Origin of the sequence: Anaerostipes sp. Marseille-Q3525 (assembly GCF_018223505.1) — a bacterium.
Taxonomy (GTDB): domain Bacteria; phylum Bacillota; class Clostridia; order Lachnospirales; family Lachnospiraceae; genus Anaerostipes; species Anaerostipes amylophilus.
Genome location: NZ_JAGTTT010000023.1, coordinates 25,849 through 41,117, shown reverse-complemented (window position 1 = coordinate 41,117; position 15,269 = coordinate 25,849). Strand labels below are relative to the sequence as shown.

Genomic DNA, 15,269 nt, shown 5'->3' with positions numbered 1-15,269 from the left:
ATATTCGCGAGGATGAAAAGAAAAACAGTTTAAGCCGTCCATACATGCGGAGTAAAACTTATGAAACCGACTATGATCCAGATATGACAATAGAAGAAGCATACGAATTTTTAAAAACACTTCCAGAATTTAAAGATGCAGAAGATGTATAAGGAGGCTGACAATGAAAGAAAAACTTGTGAAATTATATAACACAATGAATATGATCGAAACAAAAGGTCGAAATACGAAAATCATGGCTGAATGTCTCGGATTTGTAGAAGGACTTATCAAAGAGGAACAGAAAAAGGAAGAACAGAAGAATGAAGTAAAGGAAAATACAGAAGAATGAAATATAATTTAGAAATCAGAGCAGGACCCACAGAGGTCTTATTTTTATGCGATAAACTAATAAAATTTTAATCTACAGTAAAGAAACAACGGAGGGCAAGGAATGCCAAACACAGGTTTCATAATTACATCAGAGCAGATTATCTGGTTCTGTTCATTTGTGGCCGGACTTTGGACACTTTGGAAGATTGTGAAAGAGATTCGGAAACCAAATGATGATCTGAAAGCTAAAGTCGAAAAGCATGATAAGCTTCTTGATAATGATAACAAGAGACTGAAAGAAATTGAAAGCTCAAATCAGATGATCTTAAGAAGTCTTTTGGTAATAATCAACCACGAGATCACAGGTAACGGAATCACTACGATGAAAGAAATCCGAGATGAATTACAAGATTTTTTGATCAAAAAATAGGAAGGAGCATACATATGTTTAAAAACACAGTATTAAAAGTTAATGTTAATACAAAAAAATGGCTGAAAGCTGCTGCGATTAGAGCTGTAAAAACTATGGCACAAACTGCAGTATCCTTAATCCCTGCAGCACAGATGATTCAACAAGTGGATTGGAAAGTTGTAGCAGGAACTGCAGCATTAGCCGGAGTAGCATCTATCTTAACAAGTGTAGCAGGAATCCCAGAAATCTCAGAGAACGAAGAATAATAGGAGGTATAAGAATATGGCAGTATATAACATTCACGGAGGACACAACCCAGCAGGAAAGATCGCATGTGGGGCAAGTGATCTGTTAGATGAAAGCAGAGAAGACAGAAAGATCTGCAAAGAGGTTGTAAGATTATTAAAGAAAAAAGGACACAAAGCATATAATTGTACAGTTAGTAACGGAACAAGCCAGACAGATGTTCTGAAAAAGATTTGTGCAAAATGTAACAAGAGAAAAGCAACACTTGATGTATCAATCCACCTGAACAGTGGTAGAAATGACCGAAAAGGAGATAAGAAAGTTGCTGGAACGGAAATCTGGTGTACAAAAGAAGAAGGCATTAAAAAGACTGCAGGTAACAGAATCCTTGCAAATATGAAAAAGCTTGGATTCGCAAATCGTGGTATTAAAACAACCGGCGGTTTATATTATCTGAATCACACAATCAATAAAGCAATTCTGATCGAGGTATGCTTCGTTGATGATAAAGATGACTATGATCTTTACAAGAAGGTTGGTTATAAGCAGATCGCAAAAGCAATTGCCGATGGTATCACAGGATAATAAACTTCGCCAACAATTTCGCCAACAAAGATATTTTAAAATATGAATTATATAAAGATATTTTAGAAATTTGGTTGAAAAAATGGCATAAAAGCGTTAGAATGAACGAAAAGAACTCGTAAAATTGCCCTCTCAAGGTCGAATCACGAGTTCGATTCTCGTTGGAGTCATAAGCCTTAAGCACGATTGTGTTTAAGGCTTTTCTTTTTTAGAACAAAGGAATGACTTGACAAAAAAATATCAATATGGTAGTCTACAAATAGAGTGAATCTGAAATGATCGGGTCCACAAAGGGGCACACCACCTTGGGTGTGAAGCTTCTTCGTGGACCCCTTTTTTTATGCCTTTAAAAGAAAGCAGGAAGAAGGAGGAAGCAGATGCGTTTAAATGGCGAGATAAAAGCATTAAAAGAACCAGTTGCACTATCTGATTTTTTAACACAGGAAGGATTTTCGGATAAGAGAATTGCAGTGGAAAAAAATGGGGAGATTGTTCCGAAAGGAGAATACTCCAATGTAATTCTAAGTGACAGTGATACATTAGAGGTTGTAGCATTTGTTGGAGGTGGATGATCAGAAGATAACAGAAAGCAAAAAAGGCAATAAATTATACATATATAAAGGAGAATAACATGAAACAGGACAAGTTAATCATCGGTGGACATGAGTTTGACTCAAGATTTATCTTAGGATCAGGAAAATATTCCTTAGATCTGATCAATGCAGCAGTGCAGAATGCAGGAGCACAGATCATTACGCTGGCACTTCGAAGAACAAACACAAATGATACAGCCAATATTCTTGACTATATTCCAGAAGGTGTCACACTTCTTCCAAATACATCTGGGGCAAGAAATGCAGAAGAAGCAGTTCGTATCGCAAGACTTGCAAGAGAAGTTGGATGTGGAGATTTTATTAAGATCGAAGTGATTCATGACTCCAAATATCTGCTTCCAGATAACTATGAAACGATCAAAGCGACAGAAATCCTTGCCAAAGAAGGATTTGTTGTTATGCCATATATGTATCCAGACTTAAATGCAGCCAGAGATCTTGTAAATGCTGGGGCAGCTGCAGTTATGCCTCTTGGGTCTCCAATTGGATCTAACAAAGGAATCTGTACGAAAGACTTTATCCAGATTTTGATCGATGAGATTGATCTTCCGATCATTGTAGATGCAGGAATCGGAAAACCATCACAGGCATGTGAGGCAATGGAAATGGGAGCAGATGCTGTTATGGTAAATACAGCAATTGCAACAGCAGGAGATATTCCAGCTATGGCAGAAGCATTTAAAAATGCAATCGAAGCAGGAAGAAGTGCGTATCTTGCAGGACTTGGAAGAGTCATTGAAAAAGGTTCTAGTGCATCATCACCATTAACAGGATTTTTGGAGGATTAATCATGAGTGTAAGAATTGATGAAAATACAGATCATATGAAATATACCGATGACATGGAAGCAATTGATTCTGATATCATGGACCGTGTCATTGCGGAGATGAACAGTTACGACGCAGATATTTATACTGCAGAAGATGTGAAGGAAGCATTGGCAGCCGAAACTTGTTCTGTTGATAATTTTAAAGCATTATTATCACCAGCAGCACTACCGTTCTTAGAGGAGATCGCACAGAAAGCACAGAAAGAGACAAGAAAACATTTTGGAAATTCTGTAGCAATCTTTACTCCATTATATATAGCAAACTACTGTGAAAATTATTGTGTTTATTGTGGATTTAACTGTCACAATAAGATCAAACGTGCACAGCTTAATTATGAAGAGATTGAAAAAGAAATGCAGGCGATCGCAGCGACAGGACTGGAAGAAGTTCTGATCTTAACAGGAGAAAGTCCTAACAAATCAAGTGTGGAATATATCGGAGAAGCATGTAAGATCGCGAAGAAATATTTTAAACTGATCGGTCTTGAAGTATATCCAATGGATTCTAAAGATTATGCATATCTGCATGAATGTGGGGCAGATTTTGTTACAGTCTTCCAGGAAACATATAATTCAGACAAATATAAGACACTGCATTTGGGTGGAAGAAAGAGAATCTTCCCATACCGTCTCAATGCTCAGGAACGCGCGATCATGGGTGGAATGAGAGGTGTCGGATTTGCTGCTCTCTTAGGATTGGATGATTTTAGAAAAGATGCACTGGCAACAGGAATGCATGCATATCTTTTACAGAAAAAATATCCACATGCAGAAATCGCATTTTCATGTCCTAGATTACGTCCGATCATTAATAACGATAAGATCAATCCAAAAGATGTTCATGAACCACAGCTTCTACAGATCATTTGTGCATATCGAATCTTTATGCCATTTGCAAGTATTACGATCTCAACACGTGAATGTGAAAGATTCCGTGACAACATCATTCAGATCGCAGCGACAAAGATTTCAGCAGGAGTAAATGTTGGAATCGGAGGACACAGTCAGGAAGAAGAAAAAGGTGATGAGCAGTTTGAGATCAGTGACGGAAGATCAGTCGATGAAATTTATCATATGATAGAGGACAATGGTATGCAGCCGGTTATGACAGATTATATTTACGTATAAAGATTTTCGTGTTACGATAAAGAAAAAACAGATGAGGTGACTGAAAATGGAATATCAAGGAATTATTTTTGATTTCAACGGAACATTATTTTTTGATAATGATAAACATGTGAAAGCGTGGAATGAGATTTCTAAGATCTTACGTGGAAAAGAAATCACATTGGAAGAACTTCACACGAAATTAAACGGAACACCGAATATACAAAATATTTTATATTTTACAGATGGAAAAGCAACAAAAGAAGATCAGAAAAAATATTCTCAAAAAAAAGAAGAATATTATCGCAAATTCTGCAAAGAAGATAAAGACAGTTTTCATCTGGTCGATGGTGTATGTGAATTCTTTGATTATTTAAAAGAAAAAGGTATTCCATTTACGATCGCGAGTGCTTCAATTAAAGAAAATATTGATTTCTTTATCGAATCATTTGGACTAGATCGCTGGATCAAGCCGGAAGATATCATTTATGATGATGGAACTTATGAAAATAAGATCGCAATGTTTCACAAGGCAGCGGATGTGATCGGTGTCGATATGAAAGATATCAGAATTTATGAAGATTCTAATTCAGGACTTAAAAATGCATATGATGCCGGATGCAGACAGATTGTTGCAATCTGTGACAAAGAAAAGGAAGAAGAATTCTTAAAACGTCCGGGAGTGATAAAGACAATGCAAGATTTTTCTTTCGCAAAAGAATTGTAATACAAATTTAAAATTGATTTTAGGGAGTTTCATAGACGAAACTCCCTTTTTGTGATAAGATAAATTGAATATACCTTAACTACTATAGTAAGGAAAGGTATAACCTTTTGAAATATAAAAATAAAGATATAAAGGAGAGTTCGATGATCAATCAGTTAGTAAACAATATTAAGAAATTAGATGCACCTATTGTTGTTGGATTAGATCCAATGCTTGATTATGTACCAGAGTATATCAAGAAAGCAGCATTTGCTGAGTATGGGGAGACTTTAGAAGGAGCGGCAGAAGCAATCTGGCAGTATAACAAAGGAATTATTGATGCTACATATGATCTGATTCCAGCAGTGAAACCACAGATCGCTATGTATGAACAGTTTGGAGTTCCAGGACTTGTTGCATTTAACAAGACTTGTGAATATGCAAAGAGCAAAGGTCTTGTGATCATCGGAGATATCAAACGTGGAGATATTGGATCAACATCCAAGGCATATGCGGTTGGACATGTAGGAAAGGTTGCAGTTGGAAGCAAGACATATAGTGGATTCTGTGAAGATTTCGTAACAGTCAATCCATATCTTGGAAGTGATGGAATCCGTCCATTTATGGAAGTATGCAAGGAAGAGAAAAAAGGAATGTTTATCTTAGTTAAGACGTCTAACCCATCCAGTGGAGAATTTCAGGATCAGCAGATCGATGGTAAACCATTATATGAGATGGTAGCAGAGAAAGTCGCTGCTTGGGGAGATGAACTTATGGGAGACTCTTACAGCTATGTCGGAGCTGTTGTTGGAGCAACATATCCTAAGATGGGAGAAGTCTTAAGAAAGATCATGCCAAAATCATACATTTTAGTTCCAGGATACGGAGCACAGGGTGGTCAGGCAAAAGATCTTGCACCATTCTTTAACGAAGATGGATTAGGTGCGATCATCAACTCTTCCAGAGGAATCATCTGTGCATATAAGCAGGATGCATATAGTCAGTTTGGAGAAGAAAATTACGCCGATGCATCAAGACAGGCTGTGCTTGATATGAAAGAAGATTTAAAACAGGCTTGGGTAAAATAAATAATTTCCCAATTATTTTGTGAGAAATTTTGTAAGGAAAGAAAACATCCAGATAAAGGAGAATTACAAGATGAGTAAGAAACAGGTAATGGCAGAGATCATTCGTCATACATCTTTATCAGACGGAATCTTTGATATGACATTGAAAGCAGAAGAGATTGCAAAAGAAGCGAAAGCAGGACAGTTCATTTCTGTTTATTTAAATAATAAAAGCAAGATTCTTCCAAGACCGATCAGTATCTGTGGGATCGATAAAGAAGCAGGAACTTTAAGGATCGTATACCGTACAGTTGGAGACGGAACCAAAGAGCTATCCGATTATAAAGAAGGCGAAACAGTGAAAATTTTAGGGCCTTTAGGAAATGGATTTACACAGAAAGATAAAAAAGCGATCTTGATCGGTGGAGGAATCGGAATTCCTCCAATGCTAGAGTTGATGAAACAGTTAGATTGTGAGAAGACAGCGGTCTTAGGATATCGTGACAGCGATATGTTTTTAAAAGACGAATTTGAGGCAGTTGGAGATGTCGTGATTTCCACAGAAGATGGATCTTATGGAACAAAAGGAAATGTTATCGATGCGATCAAAGAGCAGGGTGTCGAAGGAAGCATCATCTATGCATGCGGACCAACACCAATGCTTCGTGGAATCAAGGCATATGCCGAAGAAATGGGAATCGAAGCACAGATTTCCATGGAAGAGAGAATGGCGTGTGGAATCGGTGCATGCTTAGCATGTGTGTGTAAGTCAAAAGACGTAGACTCTCATTCACATGTTCATAATAAACGTGTCTGCAAAGATGGACCAGTATTTGATGCCAGGGAGGTGGAACTATAATGAATTTATCAGTTGATATTGCCGGAGTAACAATGAAGAACCCTGTCACAACTGGATCAGGAACTTTTGGTTCAGGTGAAGAATTCAGCGAATTTGTGGACCTTTCTAAATTAGGGGCGGTAACAACAAAGGGAGTTGCCAATGTCCCATGGCCAGGAAATCCAACACCAAGAGTGGCAGAAGTTTATGGTGGAATGTTAAATGCGATCGGGCTTCAGAATCCTGGAATCGATGTATTTGTAGAACGTGATGTCCCATATCTTAAGAAAGCAGGAGCAACGATCATAGTCAATGTTTGTGGAAAGTCAGAGAAAGATTATGTGGAAGTTGTAGAAAGACTTTCTGATGAACCGGTAGATCTGTTAGAGATCAATGTTTCCTGTCCGAATGTTAAAGAAGGCGGGATTGCTTTTGGACAGGATCCAAAAGCTTTATATGAGATTACAAAGGCGGTAAAAGCAAAGGCAAAACAGCCGATCATTATGAAGTTAAGTCCGAATGTCACAGATATCACAGAGATGGCAAAGGCAGCGGTTGATGCTGGAAGTGATGCACTTTCACTGATCAATACATTAACAGGAATGAAGATCGATATTGAAAGACGCGATTTTGTTTTGGCCAACAAAACTGGTGGAATGTCAGGACCAGCGATCAAGCCAGTTGCTGTCCGTATGGTATATCAGGTTGCGAATGCAGTAGACGTGCCGATCATTGGTATGGGTGGAATCGCAACAGCTGAGGATGCATTGGAATTTATCATGGCTGGTGCCACAGCAGTATCTGTAGGAACTGCAAACTTTATCAATCCAGCAACGACACTTGAAGTTGTTGACGGAATCAAAGCTTATATGGAAAGACATCAGATCAATGATATCAATGAATTGATCGGATGTGTCAAATAGATAAATAAAGGAGGATGAGGGTATGAATATTTTATTTTTCCTGACTCCGAAAAGCGAGGTTGCATATATTCCTGCCAATGAAAGTTTGAGGCAGGCATTTGAAAAACTAAAATATCACGGATATTCGGCGGTGCCGACATTAACCGATGATGGGAAATATGCAGGAACGATCACAGAAGGTGATGTATTACGTGCCATGGAATCTATGTGTCACTGGAATATATCAGAAGCTGAGAAAATCAAACTTCCAGATGTAAAAAGAAAGAGAAACATTCAGGCAGTGACGATCAGCACAGATATGGATGATCTTGTCGATGTAATCACAGACCAGAATTTTGTTCCGGTTATCGATGATCAGGAGAAATTTATTGGAATCGTGACAAGAAAAGATGTGATCCGTTTTTATTACGATGAATACAGAAAACAAGTAAAGAATTAAAAGATATGGAGGTTTCGATAGAAGATGGAACAGTACAAGAAAGAATTTATTGAATTTATGGTAGAAAGTGATGTATTAAAATTTGGAGAATTTACACTAAAGAGTGGAAGAAAATCTCCATTTTTTATGAATGCAGGAGCTTATGTAACAGGTTCTCAGTTAAAGAGACTTGGGGAATATTATGCAAAAGCAATTCATAGTACATATGGAGATGACTTTGATGTATTATTTGGACCTGCATACAAAGGAATTCCATTAGGAGTTGTCACTGCGATTGCATACAGTGAATTATATGGAAAAGAAGTACGTTACTGCTCTGATCGTAAAGAAGTAAAAGATCACGGAGCAGACAAGGGAAGTTTCCTTGGAAGTGAATTAAAAGATGGTGATCGTGTGATCATGATCGAAGACGTTACAACATCAGGAAAATCTATGGAAGAAACAGTTCCAAAAGTAAAAGGAGCTGCAGATGTTGAAATCGTTGGATTAATGGTATCCTTAAATCGAATGGAAATCGGAAAAGGCGGAGAAAAATGCGCACTTGATGAAATAAAAGAATTATATGGATTTGATACAGCAGCGATCGTTGATATGGATGAAGTTGTAGAATGCTTATATAACAAAGAGTGTAATGGAAAAGTTGTGATTGATGATACATTAAAAGCAGCAATTGACGCATACTATGAACAGTATGGCGCAAAACATTAAGGATGGTTCTTGTGACGGTTGAGAAAAAGAAGTTGGCCAGACGAGGAGTAAAAATATTATTTTATCTTTATATTGTAGTTATATTTTATTTTGTATTATTAAGTGAACGATATGGGAGGAGTACAGGATATGACACCTCCCACGTAAACTTAGTGTTGTTTAAGGAAATCAATCGGTTTTGGAGATATAGACATTTGTTATCTACTGAAGCAGTTGTAACGAATCTGTTTGGGAATATTTTTGCATTTAGTCCATTTGGATTTATGATACCAATTGTGATCAATAAGAAGAAAGCTTTTTTTCGTGCAGTATTTGCAACATTTTTCTTCAGTTTATTGATCGAAACAAGCCAGCTGATCATGAAAGTAGGGGTTTTTGATGTCGATGATCTATTAATGAATACGATTGGAGGACTGATCGGGTACATTGGGTATAGGATCATGGTTGCAATATATGATGTATATGACAGAAAGAGGGCGGCAAAATGAAGAGAAACAGAAGAAAAACATTTGCGTATCGTCCATCTGACAGAATTGTTTCGCGGGAATCTATCATTTCCGTGGTTTTAGGAGCAGCAGGAATTTTGGGATATTACCTGCTGCTTTTAGGTTCTGTAAAAACAGGTGGAACAAGTGGAGTATTAAGCGGAGCAGTCGGATGGATTCTGACAGCACTAGCAGCACTGGGATTGTATCTTGGAGTGCGTAGCATGGAAAACACAGCGGCAGTAATGAAATGGAAGATCATAGGCTTGGTATGCAATGGAATCGTACTAGCAGTTTCTATCATTGTTTTTGTGATCGGACTTATCACAATGATCTGACAAAATGAAAGGAAGAAAGAACTTGAATACGATGTTATCAGAAAGACATGAATTAAATAAGATCGCATTATCAGAATTAAAGAAAGATGTAGAAAAGACAAGACAGTTTTCTTCATATTTTTCCAAGATGGCAGATCTATTATTATTTTTAAATGAGATTTATGATACAAAAGAAAAATCTTTAGAGCAGTTGAAACAGTGGAATAAGATTTGGTATGAAGAAGTTTCACCAGAGAAATATGTAGATAGTTTGGGAAATCCAGCATTTTGTGTACAGGAATACGGAAAAGATTATGGACAGATTTTTTCATTTTTATATACAGAGATGCGGAGTGGATTTATTTATGCTATTGAGGGAAGACTGTTTGATCTAGTGATCAACAATGAATTATTTTTGGAAATCAGTAATTTGTTTCTGGCAGGGGAAGAACATCCACAGCAGATCAAAAATATTATTTTTGATCATATGAGAGATTACAGTGAAGATGTTTATGAGTACAGAGTGAGAGAACAATTAGATCCAGAATTGAATTTTGCAACAAAGATCGTGATGGAATCAGATTTAAGCAATCCAGATATTTTATATCAGTATGGAGAGTATATTTCTAAGAATGAAATTGATATGTTGAAGTTTTTAAATAAACTGCCAAGGGAAGAAATTACAGCAATGGCAAAGACATATGTGGATGGATTTCATGAAGGATTTATCGTTAATAATATTGATATGAGCCAAAAAAGAAGTGTAAATATCCGTTATACGATCGGGTTTGAACCAGTTGTAAGAGAAGCAGTTCGATTATTCGCAGAGATCGGCCTTGCACCGATCATATATCGCTGTGGTAAATCTGTTCTTACACGGGGATTGAATAAGATTGGTTATATTTCATCATCTCCAAACCCACAGTATGAATATGATCATAGATATGATCAGGCAGTTTTCTTTGATAATCGATTTATGAAACATAAGTTAGAATGTTATCACAATGCGTATGAACGTTACAAAGAAGAAGCTTATGTGTTCGCAGGACCAGCCTGCATGGAAACATTTGGTGAAACACCATTTTTACCTGAGAATAAAGAAGAAAATTTAAAATTAACCAAGAAACAGCAGGAGCTTTCTGTAGAATTCCAGATCAAAGCATCTGAGATCATGAACCAGTATATCAAACCAGAACAGAGAAGTTTTACGATCATAGCATATCCGATTCCAGAGATTGGAGATAGGTTTGAAGAGATTTTTCGTGAAGTGGTAAAAGTAAATACACTGGATAAAGATAAATACAGAAAGATTCAGCAACATTTGATCGACACGCTGGATCAGGCGGTAGAAGTCCACATCAAAGGTAAGGGAGAAAATAAAACAGACCTTTATGTGGCAATGCATGAAATGGGTAATCCATCCAAAGAGACAAATTTTGAAAATTGCCTTGCAGATGTGAACATTCCAGTTGGAGAGGTATTTACATCGCCGAAATTAACAGGAACCAATGGCGTATTGCATGTTGGAGAAGTTTATTTAAATGACCTTAAATTTGTGGATCTTGAAATTACTTTTAAAGACGGAATGATTTCTGAATACACTTGCAAAAATTTTGAGACAGAAAAAGAAAATAAAGCATTTATTAAAGAAAATCTGTTATATAACAGAGATACGCTTCCAATGGGTGAGTTTGCGATTGGAACGAATACAACAGCCTATGTGATGGCAAAGAAATATGATATTTTATATCAACTTCCGATTCTGATCGTTGAGAAGATGGGACCTCATTTTGCAGTAGGAGATACATGTTATAGTCATTGTGAAGAGACAGAAGTCCACAATCCAGATGGAAAAGAAATTGTTGCAAAGTATAATGAATGCTCCAAAGAAGGAGAGTATTTTCAGTGTCATACAGATATCACGATTCCATATGAAGAATTGGATTCGATCTGTGCGATCACTCTTGGAGGGGATGAAATTTTACTTATAAAAGATGGTAAATTTGTGCTTTTTGGTACAGAAACATTAAATGAACCATTGACGGAGATCGACTAAATCAGTACAATGATAAGAAAGATAAATTCCTGTAAGGGTAATATTATTGTTAATTTCATAAGATAAGGAGAAAGAAACATGGCAAAAGTAGCAATTGTAATGGGCAGCGATTCTGATATGCCTATCATGAAAAAAGCAGCAGAGTTTTTAGATCAGATGGGAATTGATTTTGAAATGACGATCATTTCCGCCCACAGAGAACCTGATATTTTCTTTGAGTGGGCCAAAGGTGCCAAAGATCGTGGAGTGAAAGTAATCATTGCAGGTGCTGGAAAAGCAGCACATCTTCCAGGAATGTGTGCAGCTCTGTTTCCAATGCCAGTTATCGGCATCCCAATGAAGACATCTGATCTTGGTGGTGTTGATTCTTTATATTCTATCGTACAGATGCCATCTGGAATTCCAGTAGCAACCGTAGCGATCAATGGTGGACTGAATGCAGGAATTCTTGCAGCAAAGATCCTTGCAACATCCGATGAAGCACTGCTTGAGAAATTAGGAGCTTACAGCGAAGAGATGAAACAGTCAGTTGTAGCTAAAGCAGAGAAGCTTGATAAAGTTGGATATAAAGACTATGAGTAATAATTGTCACAGTATAATGAAATTGATCAACATTTTAAATAATCAGGAGGATAAGTAACAATGGATTACAAGAAAGCAGGCGTAGATATCGAAGCAGGATACAAATCTGTAGAACTGATGAAAGAACATGTAAAGAGAACCATGAGAGAAGAAGTACTTGGTGGACTTGGAGGATTTTCTGGGGCATTTTCACTAAAGAAGATCAAAGACATGGATGATCCAGTCTTACTATCAGGTACAGACGGATGTGGAACAAAAGTGAAACTTGCAATGATCCTTGATAAACATGACACGATCGGTATTGATGCTGTTGCCATGTGTGTGAATGATATCGCATGTGCTGGTGGAGAACCACTGTTCTTCTTAGACTATATTGCCTGCGGTAAGAACTATCCAGAGAAGATCGCTGAGATCGTAAGCGGTGTAGCAGAAGGATGCGTACAGTCTGATGCAGCCCTAATTGGCGGAGAAACAGCTGAACATCCGGGACTTATGCCAGAAGAAGATTACGATCTTGCAGGATTTGCAGTTGGTGTATGTGACAGAAAAGATCTGATTACAGGAGAGAACTTAAAAGATGGAGATGTTTTGATCGGTATGGCATCTACAGGAGTTCACAGCAACGGATTTTCATTAGTAAGAAAAGTATTTGACATGAGCAAAGAATCCCTAAATACATATTATGATGAATTAGGAAAAACATTAGGGGAAGCGTTACTTGCCCCAACAAGAATTTATGTAAAAGCATTAAAGAGCGTGAAAAATGCTGGTGTTACAATCAAAGCATGCAGCCATATCACAGGTGGTGGATTCTATGAGAACATCCCACGTATGCTTCCAGAAGGAATGAGAGCAGTTGTTAAAAAAGACAGCTATGAAGTACCAGCAATCTTTAAACTTCTTGCCAAAGAAGGAGATATTGCAGAAGAGATGATGTACAATACATTCAACATGGGACTTGGAATGGTTGTTGCCGTTGATAAAGAAGATGTTGATAAGACAATGGAAGCAATCAAAGCAGCAGGAGATACACCATATATCGTAGGTCATATGGAAGCAGGAGAAAAAGGAGTTACTTTATGCTAAAAGTGGCAGTGCTTGTCTCTGGAGGAGGAACAAACCTTCAAGCTATCATTGACGGAATCGAGAATGGAAGTATTACAAATGCCAAGATTGATGTTGTGATCAGCAATAATAAGAATGCATATGCCTTGGAGCGTGCCAAGAAACACGATATTGAAGCAGTTGCACTTTCTCCAAAAGATTTTGAGACAAGAGATTTATTTAACGAAGCATTATATAATGAACTGGTAAACCGTAAGATCGATCTGATCGTTCTTGCGGGATGTCTGGTTGTGATTCCAGAGAAGATCATTCATGAATTTGAAAACAGAATCATTAATATCCACCCATCACTGATTCCATCATTTTGTGGAACAGGATATTATGGACTGAAAGTTCATGAGAAAGCTCTGGCAAGAGGTGTTAAAGTATCTGGTGCCACCGTTCATTTTGTTGATGAAGGAACAGATACAGGTCCGATCATCGCCCAGAAAGCAGTAGAGATCAAACAGGGAGACACTCCAGAAGTTCTTCAGCGTAGAATCATGGAACAGGCAGAATGGATTATTATGCCAAAAGCTATCGATGATATCGCCAATGGAAGAATCAAAGTCGAAGACGGAAAAGTTATTTATCTATAAATCATTCAGATCACGAAAGAAAGGAAATGAAAGATGAAAGTTTTAATCGTAGGAAGTGGTGGAAGAGAACACGCGATCGCATGGTCTGTTGCCAAAAGCCCAAAAGTAGACAAGATTTTTTGTGCACCAGGAAACGCCGGAATTGCTGAATTCGCAGAATGTGTGAATATCGGGGCAATGGAATTCGATAAACTGGTTGCATTTGCAAAAGAAAATGCAATCGACCTTACAATCATTGGAATGGATGATCCATTAGTTGGTGGTGTTGTTGATGCATTTGAAGCAGAAGGACTTCGTGTCTTTGGCCCTAGAAAGAATGCAGCGATCATCGAAGGTTCCAAAGCATTTTCCAAAGATCTGATGAAGAAATATAATATTCCAACAGCAGCATATGAGAACTTTACAGATCCAGATGAAGCAATCAAATATTTAGAGACAGTTAAAATGCCAATCGTATTAAAGGCGGATGGATTAGCTCTTGGGAAAGGAGTACTGATCTGTAATACATTAGAAGAAGCCAAAGAAGGTGTCAAGACATTAATGCTTGACAAGCAGTTTGGTGATGCTGGAAATGAGATTGTGATCGAAGAATTTATGACAGGAAGAGAAGTATCTGTTCTTGCGTTTTGTGACGGAAAAACGATCAAGTGCATGACATCTGCGCAGGATCATAAACGTGCTAAAGACGGAGATCAGGGACTTAACACAGGTGGTATGGGAACATTCTCACCAAGTCCATTCTATAACGATGAAGTAGAAGATTTCTGTGAAAAATACGTTTACCAGCCAACGATTGATGCGATGGCAGTAGAAGGAAGACCATTTACAGGAATCTTATTTACAGGATTGATGCTCACAGAAGATGGACCAAAAGTCTTAGAATACAATGCACGTTTCGGAGATCCAGAAGCACAGGTAGTTCTTCCAAGAATGAAGAATGATATCATTGATGTGATGGAAGCATGTATCGATGGAAAATTATCTGATGTAGAATTAGAATTTGAAGATAATGCAGCAGTATGTGTTGTCTTAGCATCTGATGGATATCCAGAAAAATACGATAAAGGATTCGAGATCAAAGGATTAGACACATTTAAAGACAAAGACGGATACTATGTATTCCATGCGGGAACAAAGTTTGATGGTGATAAGATCGTGACAAACGGAGGACGTGTTTTAGGCGTTGTAGCCAAAGGAGAAGATCTGAAAGCTGCCAGAGCAAATGCTTACAAAGCAACAGAATGGATTGACTTTGCAAACAAATATAAGAGAAATGATATCGGTAAAGCAATCGATGAAGCATAAAAAGATAAAGAAAAAGGATGGCGTCGGCCATCCTT

Annotated in this window: 20 protein-coding genes; all 20 read left to right on the top strand. The window is 37.5% G+C overall.

The window, feature by feature from the left end:
- Positions 1-163: 163 nt before the first annotated feature.
- The 20 genes from KE503_RS10830 to purD all read left to right on the top strand — a co-directional run bounded on the left by KE503_RS10830 (position 164) and on the right by purD (position 15,234).
- Entirely contained in the window at positions 164-331 is a 168-nt protein-coding gene (locus KE503_RS10830) for a hypothetical protein (protein WP_212385212.1), read from the top strand.
- Between the two features lie 102 nt (positions 332-433).
- Positions 434-742: a hypothetical protein gene (locus tag KE503_RS10825; RefSeq protein WP_212385211.1), complete on the top strand. Its 309-nt coding sequence runs from the start codon at positions 434-436 to the stop codon at positions 740-742.
- 14 nt (positions 743-756) lie between these two features.
- Positions 757-990: a holin gene (locus KE503_RS10820; protein WP_212385210.1), complete on the top strand. Its 234-nt coding sequence runs from the start codon at positions 757-759 to the stop codon at positions 988-990.
- A 16-nt stretch (positions 991-1,006) separates the two neighbouring features.
- A complete protein-coding gene (locus KE503_RS10815) occupies positions 1,007-1,555 on the top strand; it encodes an N-acetylmuramoyl-L-alanine amidase (protein ID WP_212385209.1) in 549 nt (182 codons plus the stop codon).
- A 377-nt stretch (positions 1,556-1,932) separates the two neighbouring features.
- Positions 1,933-2,127, top strand: coding sequence for a sulfur carrier protein ThiS (thiS, locus tag KE503_RS10810; protein ID WP_022375383.1), 195 nt, complete (start codon positions 1,933-1,935; stop codon positions 2,125-2,127).
- Positions 2,128-2,186: 59 nt separating this feature from the next.
- The gene (locus KE503_RS10805; protein ID WP_055197406.1) at positions 2,187-2,957 is read left to right on the top strand and encodes a thiazole synthase; all 771 of its coding nucleotides are present in this window, start codon (positions 2,187-2,189) and stop codon (positions 2,955-2,957) included.
- Positions 2,958-2,959: 2 nt separating this feature from the next.
- The gene (gene thiH / locus KE503_RS10800; protein ID WP_055197408.1) at positions 2,960-4,126 is read left to right on the top strand and encodes a 2-iminoacetate synthase ThiH; all 1,167 of its coding nucleotides are present in this window, start codon (positions 2,960-2,962) and stop codon (positions 4,124-4,126) included.
- 46 nt (positions 4,127-4,172) lie between these two features.
- On the top strand, positions 4,173-4,832 hold the full coding sequence (locus tag KE503_RS10795; RefSeq protein WP_022374239.1) for an HAD family hydrolase: 660 nt from the start codon (positions 4,173-4,175) through the stop codon (positions 4,830-4,832).
- Between the two features lie 143 nt (positions 4,833-4,975).
- On the top strand, positions 4,976-5,899 hold the full coding sequence (gene pyrF, locus KE503_RS10790; RefSeq protein ID WP_055197410.1) for an orotidine-5'-phosphate decarboxylase: 924 nt from the start codon (positions 4,976-4,978) through the stop codon (positions 5,897-5,899).
- A 70-nt stretch (positions 5,900-5,969) separates the two neighbouring features.
- Positions 5,970-6,737, top strand: a complete 768-nt coding sequence (locus KE503_RS10785) for a dihydroorotate dehydrogenase electron transfer subunit (protein WP_055197412.1) — start codon at positions 5,970-5,972, stop codon at positions 6,735-6,737.
- The gene (locus tag KE503_RS10780; RefSeq protein WP_022375656.1) at positions 6,737-7,639 is read left to right on the top strand and encodes a dihydroorotate dehydrogenase; all 903 of its coding nucleotides are present in this window, start codon (positions 6,737-6,739) and stop codon (positions 7,637-7,639) included. Before KE503_RS10785 ends, KE503_RS10780 begins: the two co-directional genes overlap by 1 nt.
- A gap of 22 nt (positions 7,640-7,661) precedes the next feature.
- Entirely contained in the window at positions 7,662-8,078 is a 417-nt protein-coding gene (locus tag KE503_RS10775; RefSeq protein WP_022375657.1) for a CBS domain-containing protein, read from the top strand.
- Between the two features lie 24 nt (positions 8,079-8,102).
- Entirely contained in the window at positions 8,103-8,786 is a 684-nt protein-coding gene (gene pyrE, locus KE503_RS10770) for an orotate phosphoribosyltransferase (RefSeq protein WP_022375658.1), read from the top strand.
- A 2-nt stretch (positions 8,787-8,788) separates the two neighbouring features.
- On the top strand, positions 8,789-9,274 hold the full coding sequence (locus KE503_RS10765; protein WP_055197416.1) for a VanZ family protein: 486 nt from the start codon (positions 8,789-8,791) through the stop codon (positions 9,272-9,274).
- On the top strand, positions 9,271-9,609 hold the full coding sequence (locus tag KE503_RS10760) for a hypothetical protein (protein WP_022375660.1): 339 nt from the start codon (positions 9,271-9,273) through the stop codon (positions 9,607-9,609). The genes KE503_RS10765 and KE503_RS10760 overlap by 4 nt, the downstream gene beginning before the upstream one ends.
- Positions 9,610-9,640: 31 nt before the next feature.
- Positions 9,641-11,644: an aminopeptidase gene (locus KE503_RS10755; RefSeq protein ID WP_055197533.1), complete on the top strand. Its 2,004-nt coding sequence runs from the start codon at positions 9,641-9,643 to the stop codon at positions 11,642-11,644.
- A 78-nt stretch (positions 11,645-11,722) separates the two neighbouring features.
- The gene (purE, locus tag KE503_RS10750; protein WP_022375662.1) at positions 11,723-12,226 is read left to right on the top strand and encodes a 5-(carboxyamino)imidazole ribonucleotide mutase; all 504 of its coding nucleotides are present in this window, start codon (positions 11,723-11,725) and stop codon (positions 12,224-12,226) included.
- A gap of 60 nt (positions 12,227-12,286) precedes the next feature.
- Positions 12,287-13,312 (top strand): phosphoribosylformylglycinamidine cyclo-ligase, encoded by a 1,026-nt coding sequence (gene purM / locus KE503_RS10745; RefSeq protein WP_022375663.1) that lies wholly within the window; start codon positions 12,287-12,289, stop codon positions 13,310-13,312.
- Positions 13,306-13,929 (top strand): phosphoribosylglycinamide formyltransferase, encoded by a 624-nt coding sequence (gene purN / locus KE503_RS10740; protein ID WP_022375664.1) that lies wholly within the window; start codon positions 13,306-13,308, stop codon positions 13,927-13,929. Before purM ends, purN begins: the two co-directional genes overlap by 7 nt.
- A 33-nt stretch (positions 13,930-13,962) precedes the next feature.
- On the top strand, positions 13,963-15,234 hold the full coding sequence (gene purD / locus KE503_RS10735) for a phosphoribosylamine--glycine ligase (RefSeq protein WP_212385208.1): 1,272 nt from the start codon (positions 13,963-13,965) through the stop codon (positions 15,232-15,234).
- Positions 15,235-15,269 lie beyond the last annotated feature (35 nt).

What these genes read in the sequence shown, in the direction of transcription:
- pyrF (WP_055197410.1), top strand. Translation starts at nt 4,976, where the DNA reads ATGATCAATCAGTTAGTAAACAATATTAAGAAATTAGATGCACCTATT.
- purN (WP_022375664.1), top strand. Translation starts at nt 13,306, where the DNA reads ATGCTAAAAGTGGCAGTGCTTGTCTCTGGAGGAGGAACAAACCTTCAA.
- KE503_RS10820 (WP_212385210.1), top strand. Translation starts at nt 757, where the DNA reads ATGTTTAAAAACACAGTATTAAAAGTTAATGTTAATACAAAAAAATGG.
- purD (WP_212385208.1), top strand. Translation starts at nt 13,963, where the DNA reads ATGAAAGTTTTAATCGTAGGAAGTGGTGGAAGAGAACACGCGATCGCA.
- KE503_RS10795 (WP_022374239.1), top strand. Translation starts at nt 4,173, where the DNA reads ATGGAATATCAAGGAATTATTTTTGATTTCAACGGAACATTATTTTTT.
- KE503_RS10765 (WP_055197416.1), top strand. Translation starts at nt 8,789, where the DNA reads ATGGTTCTTGTGACGGTTGAGAAAAAGAAGTTGGCCAGACGAGGAGTA.
- purE (WP_022375662.1), top strand. Translation starts at nt 11,723, where the DNA reads ATGGCAAAAGTAGCAATTGTAATGGGCAGCGATTCTGATATGCCTATC.
- KE503_RS10825 (WP_212385211.1), top strand. Translation starts at nt 434, where the DNA reads ATGCCAAACACAGGTTTCATAATTACATCAGAGCAGATTATCTGGTTC.
- KE503_RS10805 (WP_055197406.1), top strand. Translation starts at nt 2,187, where the DNA reads ATGAAACAGGACAAGTTAATCATCGGTGGACATGAGTTTGACTCAAGA.
- KE503_RS10760 (WP_022375660.1), top strand. Translation starts at nt 9,271, where the DNA reads ATGAAGAGAAACAGAAGAAAAACATTTGCGTATCGTCCATCTGACAGA.
- pyrE (WP_022375658.1), top strand. Translation starts at nt 8,103, where the DNA reads ATGGAACAGTACAAGAAAGAATTTATTGAATTTATGGTAGAAAGTGAT.
- KE503_RS10815 (WP_212385209.1), top strand. Translation starts at nt 1,007, where the DNA reads ATGGCAGTATATAACATTCACGGAGGACACAACCCAGCAGGAAAGATC.
- purM (WP_022375663.1), top strand. Translation starts at nt 12,287, where the DNA reads ATGGATTACAAGAAAGCAGGCGTAGATATCGAAGCAGGATACAAATCT.
- thiS (WP_022375383.1), top strand. Translation starts at nt 1,933, where the DNA reads ATGCGTTTAAATGGCGAGATAAAAGCATTAAAAGAACCAGTTGCACTA.
- thiH (WP_055197408.1), top strand. Translation starts at nt 2,960, where the DNA reads ATGAGTGTAAGAATTGATGAAAATACAGATCATATGAAATATACCGAT.
- KE503_RS10755 (WP_055197533.1), top strand. Translation starts at nt 9,641, where the DNA reads ATGTTATCAGAAAGACATGAATTAAATAAGATCGCATTATCAGAATTA.
- KE503_RS10780 (WP_022375656.1), top strand. Translation starts at nt 6,737, where the DNA reads ATGAATTTATCAGTTGATATTGCCGGAGTAACAATGAAGAACCCTGTC.
- KE503_RS10830 (WP_212385212.1), top strand. Translation starts at nt 164, where the DNA reads ATGAAAGAAAAACTTGTGAAATTATATAACACAATGAATATGATCGAA.
- KE503_RS10775 (WP_022375657.1), top strand. Translation starts at nt 7,662, where the DNA reads ATGAATATTTTATTTTTCCTGACTCCGAAAAGCGAGGTTGCATATATT.
- KE503_RS10785 (WP_055197412.1), top strand. Translation starts at nt 5,970, where the DNA reads ATGAGTAAGAAACAGGTAATGGCAGAGATCATTCGTCATACATCTTTA.